The 18,946-nt window shown below is 73.4% G+C and carries 16 protein-coding genes; 7 read left to right on the top strand and 9 right to left on the bottom strand.

Going from position 1 to position 18,946, the window contains the following annotated elements; genetic code table 11:
• Nucleotides 1–159 precede the first annotated feature (159 nt).
• Nucleotides 160–1,416, bottom strand: coding sequence for a cytochrome P450 (locus E8D34_RS04575; RefSeq protein ID WP_136593432.1), 1,257 nt, complete (start codon nucleotides 1,414–1,416; stop codon nucleotides 160–162).
• Entirely contained in the window at nucleotides 1,413–2,027 is a 615-nt protein-coding gene (locus E8D34_RS04570) for a TetR/AcrR family transcriptional regulator (protein WP_206056555.1), read from the bottom strand. Before E8D34_RS04570 ends, E8D34_RS04575 begins: the two co-directional genes overlap by 4 nt.
• A 55-nt stretch (nucleotides 2,028–2,082) precedes the next feature.
• Here E8D34_RS04570 and E8D34_RS04565 point away from each other — a divergent pair, with 55 nt between their 5' ends.
• Entirely contained in the window at nucleotides 2,083–3,387 is a 1,305-nt protein-coding gene (locus tag E8D34_RS04565; RefSeq protein WP_168929330.1) for a hypothetical protein, read from the top strand.
• Here the strand turns inward: E8D34_RS04565 and E8D34_RS04560 are convergent.
• Nucleotides 3,375–4,631 carry a saccharopine dehydrogenase NADP-binding domain-containing protein gene (locus E8D34_RS04560; protein WP_136593431.1) on the bottom strand — a complete coding sequence of 419 codons (1,257 nt, stop codon included), beginning with the start codon at nucleotides 4,629–4,631 and terminating at the stop codon, nucleotides 3,375–3,377. The two genes, E8D34_RS04565 and E8D34_RS04560, sit on opposite strands and share 13 nt — an antisense overlap.
• Nucleotides 4,632–4,749: 118 nt before the next feature.
• On the opposite strand from E8D34_RS04560, the gene E8D34_RS04555 reads away from it, so the two are divergent.
• The 4 genes from E8D34_RS04555 to E8D34_RS04540 are packed head-to-tail and all read left to right on the top strand — an operon-like array spanning nucleotide 4,750 to nucleotide 8,496.
• Nucleotides 4,750–6,729 carry a beta-propeller domain-containing protein gene (locus tag E8D34_RS04555; protein ID WP_168929329.1) on the top strand — a complete coding sequence of 660 codons (1,980 nt, stop codon included), beginning with the start codon at nucleotides 4,750–4,752 and terminating at the stop codon, nucleotides 6,727–6,729.
• 27 nt (nucleotides 6,730–6,756) lie between these two features.
• Entirely contained in the window at nucleotides 6,757–7,023 is a 267-nt protein-coding gene (locus E8D34_RS04550) for a DUF2277 domain-containing protein (RefSeq protein WP_136593429.1), read from the top strand.
• A complete protein-coding gene (locus tag E8D34_RS04545; protein WP_136593428.1) occupies nucleotides 7,016–7,618 on the top strand; it encodes a methyltransferase domain-containing protein in 603 nt (200 codons plus the stop codon). The genes E8D34_RS04550 and E8D34_RS04545 overlap by 8 nt, the downstream gene beginning before the upstream one ends.
• A gap of 35 nt (nucleotides 7,619–7,653) precedes the next feature.
• The gene (locus E8D34_RS04540; RefSeq protein WP_136593427.1) at nucleotides 7,654–8,496 is read left to right on the top strand and encodes a Sir2 family NAD-dependent protein deacetylase; all 843 of its coding nucleotides are present in this window, start codon (nucleotides 7,654–7,656) and stop codon (nucleotides 8,494–8,496) included.
• A 4-nt stretch (nucleotides 8,497–8,500) separates the two neighbouring features.
• On the opposite strand, the gene E8D34_RS04535 is transcribed toward E8D34_RS04540, so the two are convergent.
• The gene (locus tag E8D34_RS04535; protein ID WP_136593426.1) at nucleotides 8,501–9,187 is read right to left on the bottom strand and encodes a metal-dependent transcriptional regulator; all 687 of its coding nucleotides are present in this window, start codon (nucleotides 9,185–9,187) and stop codon (nucleotides 8,501–8,503) included.
• A 76-nt stretch (nucleotides 9,188–9,263) separates the two neighbouring features.
• On the opposite strand from E8D34_RS04535, the gene E8D34_RS04530 reads away from it, so the two are divergent.
• On the top strand, nucleotides 9,264–9,992 hold the full coding sequence (locus E8D34_RS04530) for a hypothetical protein (RefSeq protein WP_136593425.1): 729 nt from the start codon (nucleotides 9,264–9,266) through the stop codon (nucleotides 9,990–9,992).
• Nucleotides 9,989–11,701 carry a glycoside hydrolase family 13 protein gene (locus tag E8D34_RS04525; protein ID WP_136593424.1) on the top strand — a complete coding sequence of 571 codons (1,713 nt, stop codon included), beginning with the start codon at nucleotides 9,989–9,991 and terminating at the stop codon, nucleotides 11,699–11,701. The genes E8D34_RS04530 and E8D34_RS04525 overlap by 4 nt, the downstream gene beginning before the upstream one ends.
• A gap of 49 nt (nucleotides 11,702–11,750) precedes the next feature.
• Here the strand turns inward: E8D34_RS04525 and E8D34_RS04520 are convergent, their stop codons facing one another.
• From E8D34_RS04520 to E8D34_RS04500, 5 genes are all read right to left on the bottom strand, one after another.
• Nucleotides 11,751–12,218, bottom strand: a complete 468-nt coding sequence (locus tag E8D34_RS04520; RefSeq protein ID WP_240771104.1) for a MarR family transcriptional regulator — start codon at nucleotides 12,216–12,218, stop codon at nucleotides 11,751–11,753.
• On the bottom strand, nucleotides 12,211–13,905 hold the full coding sequence (locus E8D34_RS04515) for an MDR family MFS transporter (RefSeq protein ID WP_240771103.1): 1,695 nt from the start codon (nucleotides 13,903–13,905) through the stop codon (nucleotides 12,211–12,213). Before E8D34_RS04515 ends, E8D34_RS04520 begins: the two co-directional genes overlap by 8 nt.
• 562 nt (nucleotides 13,906–14,467) lie before the next feature.
• Nucleotides 14,468–16,471, bottom strand: a complete 2,004-nt coding sequence (locus E8D34_RS04510; protein WP_136593423.1) for an ABC transporter ATP-binding protein — start codon at nucleotides 16,469–16,471, stop codon at nucleotides 14,468–14,470.
• Nucleotides 16,468–18,204, bottom strand: coding sequence for an ABC transporter ATP-binding protein (locus E8D34_RS04505; RefSeq protein WP_136593422.1), 1,737 nt, complete (start codon nucleotides 18,202–18,204; stop codon nucleotides 16,468–16,470). The genes E8D34_RS04510 and E8D34_RS04505 overlap by 4 nt, the downstream gene beginning before the upstream one ends.
• Entirely contained in the window at nucleotides 18,204–18,896 is a 693-nt protein-coding gene (locus E8D34_RS04500; protein ID WP_240771102.1) for a TetR/AcrR family transcriptional regulator, read from the bottom strand. Before E8D34_RS04500 ends, E8D34_RS04505 begins: the two co-directional genes overlap by 1 nt.
• Nucleotides 18,897–18,946: the final 50 nt, after the last annotated feature.

The following is an 18,946-nucleotide window of genomic DNA, read 5'->3' as shown; positions in this document are numbered from 1 at the left end:
GCTGGTTGAAGGGCCACTGCCGCTGCCGCTGGTTGAAGGGCCACTGCCGCTGCCGCTGGTTGAGGCGCGAGCGAAGCGAGCCTCGAAACCGAGGCAGCCGGCGCCGTGGTTTCGAGGCTCGGCCGCGGGCGGCCTCGCACCTCAACCAGCGGCCGCATCTCAACCACCGGTCCGCTCGGTGAACGTGACCGGCAGGTGCGCGAAGCCGCGCACGCTGGTGGAGTGCACCCGGACCGCACGGTCGGCGTGCACCTCGAAGTGCTCGACGCGGCGGACCAGCTCCTCCAGCACCACCCGCGCCTCCAGTCGGGCCAGGTTCGCGCCGAGGCAGAAGTGCCGGCCGGTGCCGAAGCTCAGGCTCTGACCGAGCTCGGCCTTGTCGCGGCCGATGTCGAAGCGGGTGGGCTCGGTGAAGACCCGCTCGTCGCGGTTGGCCGAGCCGAGCAGCACCAGCGCCTTCGCGCCGGCCGGGATGGTGACCCCGGCGACCTCGGCGTCGCGGACGACGTAGCGGGCCAGCATCTGGCTGGAGGTGTCGAAGCGCAGCGTCTCCTCGACCCACGGGACGACCAGCGAGCCGGGGTCGTCCGGCGCGGCCAGGACCCGCGCGCGCTGGTCGGGGTGGGCGGAGAGGTGGAAGAGCGCGTTGCCGAGCAGCTTGGTGGTGGTCTCGTTGCCGGCCACGATCATCAGCAGCAGGAACGCGATCACCTCGTGGTCCTTGAGGTGGTCGCCGTCGACCTCGGCCTGGATCAGCGCCGAGGTCAGGTCGTCGGTCGCGGCCCTGCGGCGCTGGACGACCATCTCGCTCAGGTAGGTGAAGATCGCGATCGCGGCCTCCATGCCGGCCGGCGGCACGTCGCGCACCCCCGCCTCGCGGTGGACCAGCAGGTCGGCCAGGCGGCGGACCTCGTCGCGGTCGGCCTCGGGCACGCCCATCATCTCGGAGATGACGTCCATCGGGAGCTTGCCGGCGAACTCGCCGATCCAGTCGGCCTCCCCGGCCCCGGCGTTCGCCGCGAAGGTGCGGGCCAGGTACTGCTCGGTGAGTGCCTGGATCTGCGGGGTCAGCTCGCGGACCCGGCGCGGGGTGAAGGCGGCCGAGACCAGCTTGCGGATCCGGTTCTGCTCGGCGCCGTCGAGGGCGAGGAACGACATCACCCGGTGCGCGTCCCTGCTCCACGCGCTGGCGTCGAGCGAGACGCCCATCCGGTTGGAGAAGGTCTCGTCGTCGCGCAGCACCTCGAACACGTCGGCGTGCCGGGAGACCACCCACAGGTCGTCCTGGGTCGCGTGGTGGACGGGCTCCTCGTCGCGCAGCCGCCGGTAGAGCGGGTACGGGTCCTCGTGGAAGTCGTAGTCGTAGGGGTCGAACCGCAGCGCGTCGGCGACCCCGGCCGGCGACGGAGCGCTCATCGGGTGGTCCCCTCCAGGATGGTGGCGACCACCGCGTCCAGGCGGTCCCCCAGGTCGGCGTACGTGATCAGACCCATGCCGGCCTGGAGCAGCGCGCCGGAGAAGGCGAGGACCAGCGCCTCGACCCGGCCCGGCGTGCGGTCGTCGCCGAGCGCCTCCTCGAAGCGCTCGACGAAGAGCGCACCGATCCGCAGCCGGAGCCGGTCCACGTCGGGGTCGCCGCCGAGCAGCGCCGCCGTGGCGCCGGCGGCGAGGTGCGGGGCCTCCTCGAGCATCTGGGTCAGCGACCGGGTCACCGACTGCACCCGCTCGATCGCGGTCGCGCCGGCCAGCTCGTGGTCGGCCCCGTGCGCGACCAGCCGCTGCCAGAAGATCTCGGCGACCAGGTGGCCCTTGGAGGAGAAGTAGGTGTAGGCGGTCGCCGGCGAGACCCCGGCGCGCACCGCCACCTGGCGCACGGTCAGCGCCTCGGCACCGACCTCGGCGAGCTGTTCGAGCCCCGCGTCGAGGAGCTTCTGCACCGTTTCCGCCTGGCGCGGCTTGAGCTGCTGCCGGGGCGCGGTCGCACGGGCCGCGGCGGCGGGATCGGGGCTGGTCACCTGACTGGACACGTGTCTAAACTAGAACTCGTTCCAGCGATCTGGCAAGCGCTCACGAGGAGAATCGATGACCGAGGCGACAGCGGCGGGGCCGGCGACGCGGGCGGGTTCGCGGGTGCCGAGCAGGTACGCCGACCTGACCCGCGAGGAGCTCGCCGCCGTCGTACCGGAGCTGCTGCTGATCGGGCAGCTCATCGACCGCTCGGGCATGGCGTGGTGCATCTCGGCGTTCGGGCGCGAGGAGATGGCGCAGATCGCGATCGAGGAGTGGGCCGCGTCCTCCCCGATCTACACGCGGCGGATGCAGCGCGCGCTGGGGTACGCGCCCCAGGTGCCGGGTCAGGGCGACGTGGTCACCATCTTCAAGGGTCTCCAGCTCGACATCGGCGCGCCGCCGCAGTTCATGGACTTCCGCTACACCGTGCACGACCCGCACCACGGCGAGTTCCACCTCGACCACTGCGGCGCGCTGATGGACGTGGAGCCGATGGGCGAGGACTACGTGCGGTCGATGTGCCACGACATCGAGGACCCGACCTTCGATGCCACCGCGGTCGCCTCCAACCCGCGCGCCCAGGTCCGCCCGATCCACCGGCCGCCACGGACGCCGGCCGACCGGCACCCGCACTGCGCGTGGACGGTGATCATCGACCCGGCCCACCCGCCGGTCGCCGGGATCCCGGCACTCTCGGTGGTCGGGTCGACCCGCGCGGCGACCCTGGAGCTGGAGCCGATCGAGCCCAGCGGGTCGGCCGAGGAGGGCGCGGCCGACTACGCCGGCCCGCTCGTCTCCGACCTCGACTTCGCCGCGTTCTCGCGCTCGGCGCTGGCCCGGATCGCGGACGAGGTCTGCCTGCAGATGCACCTGCTCGACCAGGCCTTCGCGCTCGCCGTCGGGAAGCGCGCGGCGACCGAGGAGGACCTGCTGCGGATCCGCCGCAAGCAGCTGACCGGGGTCGCCGGGATCGCCGCCGAGCGGCTGGCCCGCGCCCTGCGCCTGCCGGCGACCGAGGAGGGCGCGCTGCGGCTGCTCGCGCTGCACCCGCTGGTCAACCCGTCGGCGTACGTGCCGGCGCAGGTCGTGGGCGACCGGCTGGAGGTCCGCCGCGGCCCGGCCGACGACGACCGCGCCTGGATCTGGCTGGTCGACCCCGCCCACGCCGGTCCGCTGCAGGCCATCGTCAGGGCCCTCGACCCGCACCTCGACGTGGAGGTGACGCCGCTGACCGACGGCACCGAGGGATGGTCCGCCACGGTCGTCCGGCGCGAGGAGCCGGCCGCGGAGGACGGCGCCGTCGCGGTCACCCGCTTCAGCACCGGCGCCGGGTTCGCGTTCGAGGAGCGGCGCTCGCTGCCGATCTACCCGGTCTGAACCGCCGCCACGACCTCGCGGACCTCGAACACCATCCCCGCGGCCTGCAACCGCGCCAGCAGCGCGTCGCCCATCGCGGTCGCGGTGGTCACCTGGCCCGCGGTCTCGGGGAGGTCGTCCAGCGCCAGGCACATCGCCGACTCCGCCAGCATCTTCGCGGTCTCGGTGTAGCCGGGGTCGCCCCCGGAGACGCGGGTCCGCACCTTCACCGGCACCCCACCGGCGTCGGGGACCGTCTCGGCGACGAAGTCGACGGTGAACCAGGACTTCTCGCGCCGCGACGCGCTCGGCCCCTCCCCCTGCGGGATCCGGTCCAGCAGGAACGCCCGGACCGGCGGGACCTGCGCGCCGAGCGCGAGCGCGCCGACGCCGAGCGCCCCGCCCACGGCGTACCGCAGGGTCTTGGCTCCGGCGAAGTGCGAGTAGCGGAAGTCGGGGCCGTACGACGCCAGCGCGGCGCCCGAGCGCGCCACCACGAACGGGTCGAGCGTCGGCATCGGAAGCAGCCAGTAGCCGAGGTCGGCGTCGCGGCACGGCTTGCCGCCGGACGGCCTGCTGCGACGCCCCTCGGGCCGCGGCTCCACGCGACGCCGGGCCGCTGAGGCCTCCTTCATCTGCTTGGCGCGGGAGAAGGCGCCGATCGCGGAGTGGAACGTGCCGCCGGAGAAGGCGGCCCCCGCGCGGACCGCGCCGGTCATCCGGACCGGGTCGGTGATGGTGCCGCCGCAGGCCTCGGCCAGCCGTCGGACCGTGAAGTACGCGCCGAGGTCGTGCGGGATGGAGTCGAAGCCGCAGGCGTGCACGATCCGGGCGCCGCTGGCCACCGCGGTCGCGTGGTGCTCGACGTACATCCGGTCCACGAACTCGGGCTCGCCGGTGATGTCGACGTAGTCGGTGCCGGCGGTCGCGCACGCCTCGACCAGCGGGGCGCCGTGCTGCTGGTACGGCCCGACGGTGGTCGCGACCACCCGGGTCGAGCCCGCCAGGTCGGCGAGGCCGACGGGGTCGGCGGAGTCGACGACCAGCAGCGGCAGGTCGGCCAGCGCCGCGCGGTCGGGGTGGTCGGCGACCAGCCGCTCCCGCACCCGCTCCAGCTTGTCGCGGTTGCGGCCGGCCAGCGCCCAGGCGAACCCCTCCGGGGCGTGCGCGGCCAGGTAGTCGGCGACCAGCCCGCCGGTGAAGCCGGTGGCGCCGAGGAGGACCAGGTCATGGGCGCGGTCGCGCGCGTGGGAGCCGGAAGCCATGCACCGCATCGTGGCAGATCGGTGGTTCCGCGCCGAGGGGAACCGGTCCGGGCGGTCACGCGTCACAGCCCCAGGACCGCCGGCCGACCACGGCCGCCACGACCAGGAGGAGCCGAGCATGGGGACGTTCGGGACGCCGGTACGGCGCTGGGCGCGCCGCCCGCGGAGCGCGATCGCCGCCGCGGTGGCCGTCACCGTCGCCGGCGCCTTCGCGGTCGGGTGGTGGGCCGGCGGCGGTCCTGCGGAGGGAGCGGGGCGCCGGACCGGGGTGGGGCCCGGGTCGGCGCCCGCGCCCGCACCCTCTCCGGTCGCCTTCGCGGCCGACCTGACGCCGGAGGCGTCCTGCGAGGACCTGCTCGCCCGCTACGTCGACCGGGCGCTGCGACGCGTCACGGCCCGGGGATGGCGGACGGACCGCAGGCCGTACGGCCCCTTCTGGACCGCCGACGACGGCGTCACCGGCGCCGCCCGCGTCCAGAAGCAGCTCTCCAGCGCTCCTGCCACCACGCGGCAGCGCAGCAGCGCGACCGGGACCAACGTGCAGGAGATGGCCGTCGACGAGCCCGACGCCGTCAAGACCGACGGCGCGCTGCTGGTCCGGGTCCGGGGCGAGGAGCTGGTCGTGTACGACGTCTCCGGGCCCCGGGTCGTGGAGCGCGGCGGCCTGCTGCTGCCGGGCGTCGAGGAGCCCGAGCTGCTGCTGGCCGGCGACACCGTGGTCGCGCTCGGCGCGGACACCCGCTCGCCGCGGGCCGACGACGGATCGCACCGCGGCAGCCGGGTGCTGACGGTGGACGTCTCGGACCCGGCGCACCCGGCGGTCGTCGACGACGTGGCGTACGGCGCGGAGCTCGTCTCGGCGCGCCAGCACGGCACCGGCGCCGACGTCGCTGTCCGGCTGGTGCTCTCCGCCGGCCTGCCCGACCTGGACTTCCGGCACCCCGGGCGGCGGCTACGGGCGAAGGCGGCACTCGACGCGAACCGGCGGCTGGTCGAGCGCACCACGATCGAGGACTGGCTGCCGACGATGACGACCGCCGCCGGCACGGACGGCGAGGACGGCGCGCGCCCGCTGCTGGAGTGCACCGACGTCGCGGTGCCGACCTCCGCGGTCGCCCTGGGCACGGTCGCCGTCGTCGGCTTCCGCCCCGACGACCCCACCGACGTGGACGCCGTCGGGCTGGCCGGCGCCACCGACGTCGCCTACGAGTCCGCCGACCACCTCTACCTGGCCGCCAGCCCGCCCAGCACCCCGTGGGGCTGGATGTGGGAGGGCGACTGCGCGGCGGGCGCGTGCGGCTCCAGCGACGACGGCACGTCGTACCTCTTCGACTTCGCGCTCGACGGCACCCGGGCCCGCCATGTCGCCTCCGGCGACGTCGAGGGCCGGATCGCGGACCGGTGGTCGATGGACGAGGCCGGCGGCGTGCTCCGGGTCGCCGTCGAGCCGACGCAGGAGACCGGCGACTTCACCTCGGTGGTCACGCTGCGCCGCAGCGGGGGGCGGCTCGCGGAGGTCGGCCGCCTGGACCGACTGGGCGTCGGCGAGGACCTCAAGGCGGTGCGCTGGTTCGACGACGTCGCGCTGCTGGTCACCTTCCGGCGGATCGACCCGCTCTACGCGGTCGACCTGAGCGATGTCAGCCACCCGCGGAAGCTCGGGGAGCTGAAGATCCCCGGCTTCTCCGCCTACCTGCACCCGCTGGGCCCGCACCGCCTGATCGGGGTCGGCAGCGGTCCTGGCGAGGGGCGCCGGTGGGGCGCACAGGCCGGCCTGTTCGCCGTCACCGACCTGACCGACCCACGGCGCCTCGACGTGCGCTCCTTCGGCACCGGCACCGAGGCGGTGGCCGGCGAGGACCCGCGCGCCTTCACCTGGGTGCAGGAGCACCGCACCGCGCTCGCCGTCGTCCAGCGCTGGCGCCGGACCCGCACGGCGGACCTGGTGGTCCTGCGCGTGGCCGGCGGGCGGCTGCACCCGGAGACCACGACCCGGGTCGAGTACGGCGACGACGTCGACCTGGTCCGCACGGTGCCGGTGGGCGGCGGCCGGGTGGTGCTGGTGACCGGCGAGGACGTCCGCTTCCTCGACCTCTGACCCGCGACGCGACGTAGGCTCGCAGGCATGTGCCGGAACATCAGGACGCTCCACAACTTCGAGCCGCCGGCCACCTCCGAGGAGGTCCACGCGGCGGCGCTCCAGTACGTGCGCAAGGTCGCCGGGACCACCAAGCCCTCGCAGGCCAACGCCGAGGCGTTCGACCGTGCCGTGCACGAGATCGCCCACGTCACCCAGCACCTGCTCGAGGACCTGGTCAGCGCCGCGCCGCCGAAGAACCGCGAGGTGGAGGCCGCCAAGGCCCGGGAGCGGGCGCGGCTGCGGTATGGCTGAGCCGGAGACCCCTGGCTGGAGACGGCCGGGCCGGACGCAGCGGGTCGCGGACGCGTTCCTCGCGGTCCCGCGCCGCGACTTCCTGCCCGCGCGACAGCGCCGGTTCGCCGACGATGACCGTCCGCTCGACATCGGCCACGCGGTCACCAACTCCCAGCCCTCCACCGTGCGGGACATGCTGGAGCTGCTCGACGTCCACCCGGGGATGCGGGTCCTCGACGTCGGCTCCGGGTCGGGCTGGACCACCGCGCTCCTGGCGCACCTGGTCGGCCCCGACGGCGAGGTGGTCGCCGTGGAGCGGCTGCCCGAGCTGGTCACCGCCGCCCGGGCCAGCCTCGGCGACCGCTACCCGCAGGCGTCGGTGCAGCCGGCCCGGCCCGGCGTGCTCGGGGTGCCGGAGCGGGCGCCGTACGACCGGATCCTGGTCTCCGCCGACGCCGGCGAGCTGCCGGACGCGCTGGTCGACCAGCTGGCGGTCGGCGCGACGCTCGTCGTGCCGGTGGCCGGCGAGATGCTCCGGGTGACCCGCACCGACGCGGGCCGGGCGGTGACCCGGCACGGCCGGTACCTGTTCGTGCCGCTGCTCGAGGACTAGGCAGGCGCCCTCCGAGCGCCACGTACGCTGGGGCGGTGAGCACCGCGTCCGTCCCCGACGCCGTCGACGCCGGGTCCCGCCGCGCGCTGGACCTGCTCGCCGACCGGCCGCTGGTCGCGCTCACCGGCGCCGGGCTCTCCACCGACTCGGGGATCCCCGACTACCGCGGGCCGGGCGCGCCGTCGCGGATGCCGATGACCTACGGGGAGTTCACCTCCGGACCCGCGGCGCGGCAGCGGTACTGGGCCCGCAGCCACCTCGGCTGGTCGCGGATGCGGCGCGCCGACCCGAACCCCGGCCACCGGGCCGTCGCGGCGCTCGGCGCCGAGCTGGTGATCACCCAGAACGTGGACGGGCTGCACGAGGCGGCCGGCACCCCGCGCCTGGTCGCCCTGCACGGCCGGATCGCCGACGTGGTCTGCCTGGGCTGCCGCCGTACGACGTCCCGGCACGCGCTGCACGAGCGGCTGACCGCGGCCAACCCGGGCTGGGCGGAGGCCCACGGGGCCGTCGCGGACCGGCCCGACGGCGACGTGGACCTGGAGGAGACGGCGTCGTTCGTGGTGCCGGGCTGCGCCGACTGCGGCGGGGCGCTGAAGCCCGACGTCGTCTTCTTCGGCGAGAACGTGCCCAAGGAGCGGGTCGCCCGCTGCTACGCCGCCGTCGACGCGCTGGCCGAGGCCGGCGGCGCGCTGCTGGTGGCCGGCTCGAGCCTGACGGTGATGAGCGGGCTGCGGTTCGTGCGCCGCGCGGCGCGACTCGGCGTGCCGGTGGTGATCGTCAACCGGGGCACGACCCGCGGCGACGACCTGGCGACGTACAAGGTGGAGGCCGGGACCAGCGAGTGGCTGACCGCCCTCGCCGATCGTCGCGTCTGACAGGTCAGAGCTTCTTGACGAAGATGTGCTCCGCGGCCTCGTGGAAGATCTCGGCGGTCTCGCCGCCGGCGCCGACCAGCACGCCGTCCTGGGTCGCCTGGATGGTGACGGTCTGGTCCGGCAGCGCGCCGACCCGGCGCATCGCGCTCATCAGCACCTCGTCCTTCTGCATCTCCTCCGAGATGCGGCGCACCAGCGCACGGGCGGAGTCGGGGCCGGCGGCCTTGGAGAGCGGCTCGACGTCGGCCATGAAGTCCTCGGCGACGCGCTCCTGGCCGAGCTCGTCCAGGCCCGGGATGGGGTTGCCGTAGGGGGACTCGGTGGGCTGGCCGAGGAGCTCGATCAGGCGGCGCTCGACGGTCTCGGAGATGACGTGCTCCCAGCGGCAGGCCTCCTCGTGGACCAGCTCCCACTCCAGGCCGATCACGTCGGTGAGCAGCCGCTCGGCGAGGCGGTGCTTGCGCATCACGCGGGTGGCCAGGCGGTGGCCCTCCTCGGTCAGCTCGAGGTGGCGGTCGCCCTCGACGGTGAGCAGGCCGTCACGCTCCATCCGGGCCACGGTCTGGGAGACCGTGGGGCCGCTCTGGTGCAGACGCTCGGCGATCCGCGCACGCAGGGGGACGATCCCCTCCTCGATCAGCTCGTAGATCGTGCGGAGGTACATCTCGGTGGTGTCGATCAGGTCGCTCACGCGGTCATTCTGTCATTGGAATGGGTCAAAAAACGATCTGGGGGCACTCCGTTTCAGCCGATGAGAGAGTGGCTGCGTGACGCACCTCGTGATCTCCCGCCGCTTCCACGGTCCGCCCCGCTCCGGCAACGGCGGTTGGACCGCCGGAGCGCTCGCCGACGCCCTGCCGGCGGTGGCCGACGACCACCCGGTCACGGTGCGGCTCAAGCTGCCGCCGCCGCTCGAGGTGCCGCTCTCGCTGCAGCCCGGCGCGGGTGCGGCGCCGCACCTGGTCCTCGCCGACGAGGGGCGCACGGTCGCCGAGGCGGTCCTCAGCGAGCGCGAGCTGGTACCGGTGCCGCCCGTGGGGGTGCTGGAGGCAGCGGACGCGGAGGAGCGGTACGCCGGTCTCCGGGCCCACCCGTTCCCCACCTGCTTCGTCTGCGGACCGCAGCGGCGACCGGGCGACGGCCTGCGGATCTTCCCGGGGCCGCTCTCCCCCGGCGCGGCGCGGAGCAGGGAGAACCGGACGGTCGCGGCGACCTGGACGCCGTACGAGTCGACGCTCCCGATCGCCTGGGCGGCGATGGACTGCCCGGGCGGCTGGTCGACCGACCTGCTGGACCGGCCGGCCGTGCTGGGCACGATGACGGCCGTGGTGCACCGGCTGCCGTCCACCCGGGAGCGCTACGTGGTGGTCGGCGAGCAGCGGGATATCGATGGCCGCAAGTTGCACACGGCTGCCACGCTGTACGGACCGGGCGACGAGGTGGTCGCCACCGCGGAACACGTGTGGATCACGATCGACCCCCAGGAGTTCAGATGACCACCACCTCCACGGCCGCGCCCTGGTGGCGCGAGGCCGTCGTCTACCAGGTCTACGTCCGGAGCTTCGCCGACTGCTTCCCCGCCGAGGACCAGGGCGGCGGCGACGGCATCGGCGACCTGCCCGGGATCACCCACCGCCTGCCCCACCTGCGCGACCTGGGCGTCGACGCGCTGTGGATCACCCCCTTCTACACCTCCCCGCAGGCCGACCACGGGTACGACGTCGCCGACTACACCGACGTCGACCCGCTCTTCGGCGACCTCGCGGACTTCGACGCGTTGCTCGCCCGCGCCCACGAGCTGGGACTGCGCGTGATCGTCGACCTGGTGCCCAACCACACGTCCTCGGCGCACGCCTGGTTCCAGGCCGCGCTGGCCGCGCCGCCGGGATCGCCCGAGCGGGCCCGGTACCTGTTCCGCGACGGCAAGGGCCCGGACGGCGAGGAGCCGCCGAACAACTGGGAGTCGATCTTCGGCGGCCCGGCCTGGACCCGGGTCACCGAGGCCGACGGCACGCCGGGCCAGTGGTACCTGCACCTGTTCGACTCCTCCCAGCCCGACCTCGACTGGCGCAACCCCGAGGTCGGCGACATGTTCGAGGACGTGCTGCGCTGCTGGCTGGACCGCGGCGTGGACGGGTTCCGCGTCGACGTCGCGCACGGCATGTACAAGGAGGAGTCGCTGCGCGACCAGGTGCGCCCCGAGCCGCCGCCGACCCCGACCCCGGTCGACCACGCCGACGCCACCGACGCTGACGCCACCGACGCCGACGCCACCGACGCCGACCCGACCGGAGCGGAGCCGGCGGAGCCCGCGCCGGACCAGCAGCGGTCGATGGTCGAGCGCACGCTGCGCGACGAGCCGATGTGGGAGCAGCCCGAGGTGCACGAGGTCTACCGCCGCTGGCGCCGGGTGCTGGACGGCTACCCGGGCGACCGGATGGCGGTCGCGGAGGCCTGGACGCAGACCTCGGAGTCGATGGCGCACTTCATCCGCCCCGACGAGCTGCACCAGGCGTTCAACTTCGGCTGGCTGGGCACACCCTGGTCGGCGCAGGAGTTCGCCCAGGTCGTCAACAGCTCGCTGGAGGCGGTCGCCGCCGCCGACGCGCTGCCCACCTGGGTGCTCTCGAACCACGACGTGGAGCGGCACCCGACGCGGTACGGCGGCGGCGAGGTCGGCCTGGCCCGGGGCCGCGCCGCGACGTTGACGATGCTGGCACTGCCCGGCTCGGCGTACCTCTACCAGGGCGAGGAGCTCGGCCTGGAGCAGGTGGACGTGCCGCCGGAGGCCCGCCAGGACCCGTCCTGGTTCCGCACCGGCAAGCCCGGCCGGGACGGCTGCCGGGTGCCGATGCCCTGGTCGGGCGACGCGCCGCCGTACGGCTTCGGCGGGACGGGCCAGCCGTGGATCCCGCAGCCCGAGGACTGGGCCGGGCTCACGGTGGCCGCGCAGGCCGCCGACCCCGACTCGACGCTGTCGTTCTACCGCCGGGCGCTGGCCGCGCGCCGCGAGCACCTGTCCGGCGCCGGCGACGCGGCGACGGCGACCGTCACCGGCGACCTGCTCGAGATCCGTCGGGGCGACCTGCGGGTGCTGCTCAACGCGGGCTCGGAGGCGGTGCCGCTCCCGGCCGGAGAGGTGCTGATCAGCAGCGACCCGGTGGGCCCGACGCTGCCGCCGAACACCGCCGCCTGGCTGCGCTGACACCGGACTGGGTCGCGAGCTCCCCGGGCGCCGGGACGCCCGGGGGGGCTCAGGACTCCTGGTCCGGCGACAGCAGCGCGTTGTAGCGCCCGAGCCGGTCGACGAAGTCGGCCAGCTCGTCGACGGACCACTCGTCGAGCCGCTCGCCGAGCCGCTTGCGCCGGTCGTCGTTGACCGCGCGCAGCCGCCGGTCCGCCTCGTCCGTGACGGTGAGGAGCGTGGCCCGGCCGTCCTCGGGATCCGGGCGCCGGTCGACCAGGCCGAGCTCGACCAGCTGTTGGACCTGGCGACTGATGGTCGCCTTGTCCAGGTGGAAGGCGCAGCCGACGGCCGTCGCCCGGACCGGGCCGTGCTCGCGGATGTAGCCGAGCATCAGGAAGGCGGGCCCCGGTAGGTCGGGGTGGATCTCGCGGGACCGCTCGGCGATCACCCGGCGGGCGCGGCGCAGCAGCACCCCGACCTCGGCCTCGAGCGCGGTCATCAGCTCCTCGCGCCGGGCGTCCCTCGCGTCAGTCACGACGTGCCTCCGAGCCGGCCGGGCCCTCCCCGGTGCCTGCGGATGCCGGGGTGGGCTCCACGTCCTCCTGGTAGGCGGGCCAGTCGGCCGGCTCGCCGGTGGCCACCATGGCGGCCTCGATCTCGGACTCGGGGACCGTCGGGCCCATGGTGGTGCGCAACGGCACCTCCTTGATGAAGAGCACGCAGACGAAGGCGAGGATCGCGAACGGCACGGCCACGGTGAAGATGTGCCCGATGGCGTCGCCGAAGGAGGCCTCGTAGACCGCGCGGATCGGCGCCGGCAGGTCGGCCAGGTCCGGGATGTCGCCGGTGGAGTGCTGCATCGCGGCCAGCTGCTCCGTGGAGATCTGACCCGCCTGGGCCAGGGCGATCACGCCGTTGCGGACACCGTCGGCGACCTGGTGGGCCAGCAGGGCGCCGAGCGCCGAGACCCCGACCGATCCACCGATGGAGCGGAAGAACGCCACCACCGAGCTGGCCGCGCCGAGGTCGGCGGGAGCGGTGTTGTTCTGCACCGCGAGCACCAGGTTCTGCATCGAGGCACCGATGCCGACGCCGACGCAGGCCATGTAGAGGCCGACCACGACCAGCGGGGTCTCGGCGTCGATGGTGCCCAGCAGCGCGAGACCGACCACCGCGGTCGCGGTTCCGCCCACCAGCCACCGCTTCCAGCGACCGGTGCGGGTGATGATCCGGCCGCTGACGATGCTGGAGACGAGCAGGCCACCGACCATGGCGACCGACATCAGGCCGGCCTCGGTGGGGCTCATCCCGCGGGCGAGCTGGAAGTACTGGCTGAGGTAGACCGTCGAGGCGAACATCGCCACGCCGACGGTCGCCGACGCGGCGGTGGCCAGCGTGGTGGTGCGGTCGCGGAACAGTCGCAGCGGGATCACCGGCTCGGAGGCGACGCGGGCCTCGACCCAGATCGCGGCGGCGATCAGGACCAGGCCGACGAGGACGAGCGCGGCCGAGGTCGCCGAGACCCAGTCGAAGTGGTTGCCGGCCAGGCTGACCCAGACCAGCAGGCAGCTGACGCCGGCCATGATCAGGGTGGCGCCGAGGTAGTCGATCTTCACCTCCCGCCTGACCACGGGCAGGTGCAGCGTCCGCTGCAGCACGACGAAGGCGGCCGCCGCGAGCGGGATGGCGAGGAAGAAGCAGCCCCGCCAGCCCATGAAGCTGTCCACGATCAGGCCGCCGAGCAGCGGACCGCTGACGGTGGCGGCCGCGAAGACGGCGCCGATGTAGCCGCTGTACCGGCCGCGCTCGCGCGGCGGCACCATCGAGGCGATGACGACCTGGACCAGGGCGGTCATGCCGCCGACGCCGAGGCCCTGGATGGCGCGGGCGCCGATCAGGAACTCCATGTTCGGCGCCAGGCCCGCGGCCAGCGAGCCGATGGAGAAGATCACCAGCGCCGTCTGGACGAGCGCCTTCTTGCTGAACAGGTCGGCGAGCTTGCCCCAGATCGGGGTGGTCGCGGTCATCGTGAGCAGGGTCGCGACGACCACCCAGGTGTAGCCGGTCTGGCTGCCCTCGAGGTCGGTCACGATCCGCGGCAGCGCGTTGCTGACGACGGTGCTGGACAGCATCGCCACGAACATCCCGAGGAGCAGCCCGGTCAGGGCCTCCAGGATCTCCCGGTGCGACATGGGGGCGTTGTCCTCGACCGCGGCGGTCATCAGGCCTTCTTCTCTTCTCTGTTGCAGCGTTGGGGCGCCGTCCCGGGGATCACCCGAGATGGTTGATGGGTGCAACCATATGGGGAGATGGTTGCGATGCGCAACGGTCGCCGGTGCGTGAGACGGCGTCGAGGGGTCGGCGCGCGGGAAAAGGACGACCCGCAGGCGTGGTCCGTGCGGACCGCACCGGGGGACGTTCCCGGTTCGCCTGCGGGTCGGGTGGCTGCTGGTGATTCGCCAACAGCGCGAGGGACGATCTCGCCCCTCCTCAGCACTGCTGGGGGCTGCTAGCGGGCAGCCACCTCACGCGTCCGATGGGAATTCATTCCTCGGATCACCTCCTTTCCCGTGTACGACAACCGTAGATCGGAGCTCGGCCCGGGACAACGGGATTGCCGTCGTGGCCGTGGGCAGGCGACACGCCGTCCGTGGGGCGGCCCGCCCGTGGCATGTAACACGCCGTACCGGGATGCAACACGCCGTCCACGTCGGTAGGAGCCCGGTGCAACGGACTCCTACCGACGCCAACGACCGACCAGAGCCCGCAACAGCGTGTTACCCCCTAGGAGACCGCCGCCGCGAACTGCGCCGCGTGCAACCGCGCGAACGGCCCACCGGCCGCGAGCAGCTCGGCGTGACCGCCCTGCTCCACGATCCGGCCGTCCTCCATCACCAGGATCAGGTCGGCGTCGCGGATCGTGGAGAGCCGGTGCGCGATCACGAACGAGGTCCGGTCCCGGCGCAGCGCCGCCATCGCGTGCTGCACCAGCACCTCGGTGCGGGTGTCGACCGAGGAGGTCGCCTCGTCCAGGATCAGCAGCGCCGGCTGCGCGAGGAACGCCCGGGCGATGGTGATCAGCTGCCGCTCGCCGGCCGACAGGTTGGAGCCCTCGTCGTCGACGCGGGTCGCGTACCCCTCGGGCAGCGAGTGCACGAACCGGTCGACGTACGTCGCCCGCGCGGCGGCGAGCACCTCCTCGTCGGTCGCGTCGGGGCGCCCGTAGCGGATGTTCTCCTCGATGGTCCCCTCGAACAGCCAGGTGTCCTGGAGCACCATCCCGATCCGGCCGCGCAGCTCGGCGCGGGTCATCTCGGTGATGTCCACGCCGTCGAGGGTGATCCGGCCGGCGTCGAGCTCGTAGAACCGCATGATCAGGTTGACCAGGGTGGTCTTGCCGGCGCCGGTCGGGCCGACGATGGCGACCGTCTGGCCGGGCCGGGCGACCAGCGACAGGTCGGTGATCAGCGGCTCGTCCTCGCGGTAGGAGAAGGAGACGCCCTCGAACGCCACCTCGCCGCGGGTCTCCCCGATCGGCTCGGTCGCCGGGCGGTCCGGCACCTGCTCCTCGGCGTCGAGCAGCTCGAAGACGCGCTCGGCCGAGGCCACGCCGGACTGGAGCAGGTTGACCATCGAGGCGACCTGGGTCAGCGGCTGGGTGAACTGGCGCGAGTACTGGATGAACGCCTGCACGTCGCCGATGCTCAGCGCGCCGGAGGTGACCCGCAGGCCGCCGACGACGGCGATCAGGACGTAGTTGATGTTCCCCACCAGCATCATCAGCGGCATGATCAGGCCGCTGACGAACTGCGCCCGCCACGACGAGTCGTAGAGCCCCTCGTTCTGCTCGGCGAACTCCCGCTCCACCTCGGCGCGACGGCCGAAGACCGAGACCAGGGCGTGGCCGGAGATCGCCTCCTCCACGTGGGCGTTGATCTTGCCGGTCTGGCGCCACTGCTGGATGAACTGGACCTGCGAGCGCTTCATGATCTTCCCGGTCACCAGCATCGCCAGCGGGATGGTGACCAGCGCGATCAGCGCCAGCAGCGGGCTGATCCAGAACATCATCGCCAGCACCGCGACCACCGTCATCAACGAGGTGAGCAGCTGGCTCATCGTCTGCTGCAGGGTCTGCGCGACGTTGTCGATGTCGTTGGTGACGCGGCTGAGCAGCTCCCCGCGCGGCTGCCGGTCGAAGTACGACAGCGGCAGGCTGTTCACCTTGTCCTCGACGTCGGCGCGCATCCGCCGCACGCTGCGCTGCACGATCCGGTTGACCAGCAGCCCCTGGAGCCAGGCCAGCAGCGAACCGGCGACGTAGACCGCGAGCACGATCATCAGCGCGTGGCCGACGGCGTCGAAGTCGATGCCGGTGGCGCCGCCGAGGTCGAGGCCGGAGAGCATGTCGGCGCGGCCGGTGTCCCCGCTGGCCCGGGCCGCCTCGATCGCCTGCTCCTGGGTCACCTGCGCGCTGTGCAGCCTGCCGGCGATGAAGCCGTTGAAGACCAGGTCGGTGGCGTGGCCGAGCAGCTTGGGACCCAGCGCCATCAGCGTCACCGAGCCGACGGCGAACAGGCCGACCAGGACGAGCAGCGGCCGCTCGGGGGTCATCCCGCGCAGCAGCCGCCGGGTCGAGGCCTTGAAGTCGTTGGCCTTCTGGCCGACCATCCCGCCGCCCATCGGGCCGCGGCCGGGACCGGGGCCGGCGACGACCCGCTCGGTCTCCTTCATGGTGCCGGCGGGCTTGCCGCCGCCGGCCGCCCCGCCGGTGGTCGCGACCCCGCTCATGCCACGGCCTCCTCGTCGACGCCCTGACTGGCGGCGATCTCCCGGTACGTCGGATTGCCGGCCATCAGCTCGGCGTGGGTGCCGCGGCCGACGACGAGCCCGTCCTCGAGGACGAGGATCTCGTCGGCGTCGCGGATGGTGGCGATCCGCTGCGCCACGATCACCACCGTGGCCTCCCGTGTCTCCGGGGCCAGCGCCGCGCGGAGCCGGGCGTCGGTGGCCAGGTCGAGCGCGGAGAAGGCGTCGTCGAACAGGTAGATCTCCGGGCGCCGGACCAGCGCGCGGGCGATCGCGAGGCGCTGGCGCTGGCCGCCGGAGACGTTGGTGCCACCCTGGGCGATCGGGGACTCCAGGCCGCCCGGCATCTCCCGGACGAAGTCGGCCGCCTGGGCGATCTCCAGCGCCTCCCAGAGCTCCTCGTCGGTCGCGTCGGCCTTGCCGTAGCGCAGGTTGGAGGCGACGGTGCCGGAGAACAGGAACGCCCGCTGCGGGACCAGGCCGAGCCGGGACCAGAGCACCTCGGCGTCGAGGTCGCGCACGTCCACGCCGTCGACCAGGACCCGGCCCGCGGTCACGTCGAGCAGCCGCGGCACCAGGTTGACCAGGGTGGTCTTGCCGGCGCCGGTGGAGCCGACCACGGCGATCGTCTGGCCGGGGCGCGCGGAGAAGGTGACCTCGCGCAGCACCGGCTGCGCGGCGCCGGGGTAGGTGAGCTCGACGCCCTCGAAGTCGAGGTGGCCGGCGTACGGCAGGGTGGTGACCGGCGCGACGGGCGCGGTGACGCTGGTGTCGGTGTCGAGCACCTCGCCGATCCGGTCGGCGCAGACCGCGGAGCGCGGAATCATCATCAACAGGAACGTCCCCATCATCACCGACATGAGGATCTGCATCAGGTAGGAGAGGAAGGCGGTCAGCGCGCCGACCTCCATCTGGCCCGCCTCGATCCGGTGGGCGCCGAACCAGATCACGCCGATGCTGGCCACGTTGGCGATCAGCATCACCAGCGGGAACATCGTCGCCATCCAGCGGCCGGCGCGCAGCGAGACCTCGGTCAGCCCGTCGTTCGCCTCGGCGAAGCGGCGCGACTCCAGCGGCTCGCGGACGAAGGCGCGGACCACGCGGATGCCGGTGATCTGCTCGCGCAGGATCCGGTTCACCCCGTCCAACCGGGTCTGCACCAGCCGGAAGCTGGGCACCATCTGGGTCACCACGAGGCCGATCGCGACGAAGAGCACCGGGACCACGGCGACGATCAGCCAGGAGAGGCCGAAGTCCTCCCGCATCGCCATGATGATGCCGCCGACCATCATGATCGGGATGGTCACCGCCATGGTGCAGGTCATCAGCGTCACCATCTGGACCTGCTGGACGTCGTTGGTGGCGCGGGTGATCAGCGACGGCGCGCCGTACGACATCACCTCGCGGCCGGAGAAGCCGCCGACGCGCCCGAAGACCGCGGCCCGCAGGTCGCGGCCGAAGGCCATCGCGGTGCGCGCGGCGAACCAGGCGGCGGTGATCGAGCAGGCCGCCTGGACCATCGAGACCAGCAGCATGACCCCGCCGTGCCGGATCACGTAGCCGGTGTCGCCGGGGACCACGCCCTTGTCGATGATGTCGGCGTTGAGGCTGGGCAGGAACAGCATCGCCACGGTGGCGGTGAACTGGAGCGCCACGATGGCGACCAACCAGGTCCGGTAGGGGCGCAGGTGGGTGCGCATCAGGCGGAGGAGCATCAGCGGTCCTTCTCGTTCGGTACGGCGTCGCCGTCGGGTCCGCCGTCGCCGTCGGGTCCGCCGTCGTCGTGGGTCGCCTCGGCGGCTTCGGGGGCGTCGGGGGCATCGGGGGCATCGGGGCGCAGCACGCCGTCGAGCACGGTGTCGACGATCTGCTCGGGGGTGAGCAGCCGGCCGTCGGCGATCTCGGCGTGGGAGCCGGCGAAGGTGAGCAGCCGGAGCAGGTGCAGCACCTCCTCCGGCGTACGGCGCAGGTGGTCCGCGTCGGGCTCGATCAGTGCCAGCAGCCTGGCCGACACCTCGGCCTGGCCCTCGGCCAGCGTCGGGTCGTCGTGCAGGTGGCGCGGCGGCGCCACGGCGCCGAGCGCCCGCATCAGGTGGAAGATGGCGAGGTAGCGCTGCTGGAGCACCGCGACCACCCGGTGCAGCCGCTCGCGCAGCGGCACGCCGGCATCGATCTCCTCGAGCCGGCGCAGCAGCTCGGTCGGCTCGAAGCAGGCGACGATCGCGGCGTCGACCAGCTCGTCCTTGGAGCCGAAGACCCGGAAGATCGTGCCCTCGGCGACGCCGGCCGCCTCGGCGATCTGGCGGGTGGTCACCTGGCGGCCGTACTCGTGCAGCAGCGGCCGGGTAGCCCTCACCAGCGCCTCGCGGCGCTGATCGGGCGACATCGGGGCAGCACGACGGGGCACCCGACCGAGTCTAAGTGAGTGAGCACTCACTCACAAATGGATAACCCGCC

Source organism: Nocardioides sp. GY 10113 (assembly GCF_004919105.1).
Taxonomy (GTDB): Bacteria; Actinomycetota; Actinomycetes; order Propionibacteriales; family Nocardioidaceae; genus Nocardioides.
The sequence above is the reverse complement of the archived record's forward strand: the minus strand, read 5'-3'. Positions and strand labels throughout refer to the sequence as shown.

Excerpts from the sequence above, each read along its gene's own strand:
- E8D34_RS04515 (WP_240771103.1), bottom strand. The coding sequence starts at position 13,905 with ATGACCGCCGCGGTCGAGGACAACGCCCCCATGTCGCACCGGGAGATC.
- E8D34_RS04550 (WP_136593429.1), top strand. The coding sequence starts at position 6,757 with ATGTGCCGGAACATCAGGACGCTCCACAACTTCGAGCCGCCGGCCACC.
- E8D34_RS04505 (WP_136593422.1), bottom strand. The coding sequence starts at position 18,204 with ATGCTCCTCCGCCTGATGCGCACCCACCTGCGCCCCTACCGGACCTGG.
- E8D34_RS04555 (WP_168929329.1), top strand. The coding sequence starts at position 4,750 with ATGGGGACGTTCGGGACGCCGGTACGGCGCTGGGCGCGCCGCCCGCGG.
- E8D34_RS04575 (WP_136593432.1), bottom strand. The coding sequence starts at position 1,416 with ATGAGCGCTCCGTCGCCGGCCGGGGTCGCCGACGCGCTGCGGTTCGAC.
- E8D34_RS04545 (WP_136593428.1), top strand. The coding sequence starts at position 7,016 with ATGGCTGAGCCGGAGACCCCTGGCTGGAGACGGCCGGGCCGGACGCAG.
- E8D34_RS04510 (WP_136593423.1), bottom strand. The coding sequence starts at position 16,471 with ATGAGCGGGGTCGCGACCACCGGCGGGGCGGCCGGCGGCGGCAAGCCC.
- E8D34_RS04525 (WP_136593424.1), top strand. The coding sequence starts at position 9,989 with ATGACCACCACCTCCACGGCCGCGCCCTGGTGGCGCGAGGCCGTCGTC.
- E8D34_RS04560 (WP_136593431.1), bottom strand. The coding sequence starts at position 4,631 with ATGGCTTCCGGCTCCCACGCGCGCGACCGCGCCCATGACCTGGTCCTC.
- E8D34_RS04565 (WP_168929330.1), top strand. The coding sequence starts at position 2,083 with ATGACCGAGGCGACAGCGGCGGGGCCGGCGACGCGGGCGGGTTCGCGG.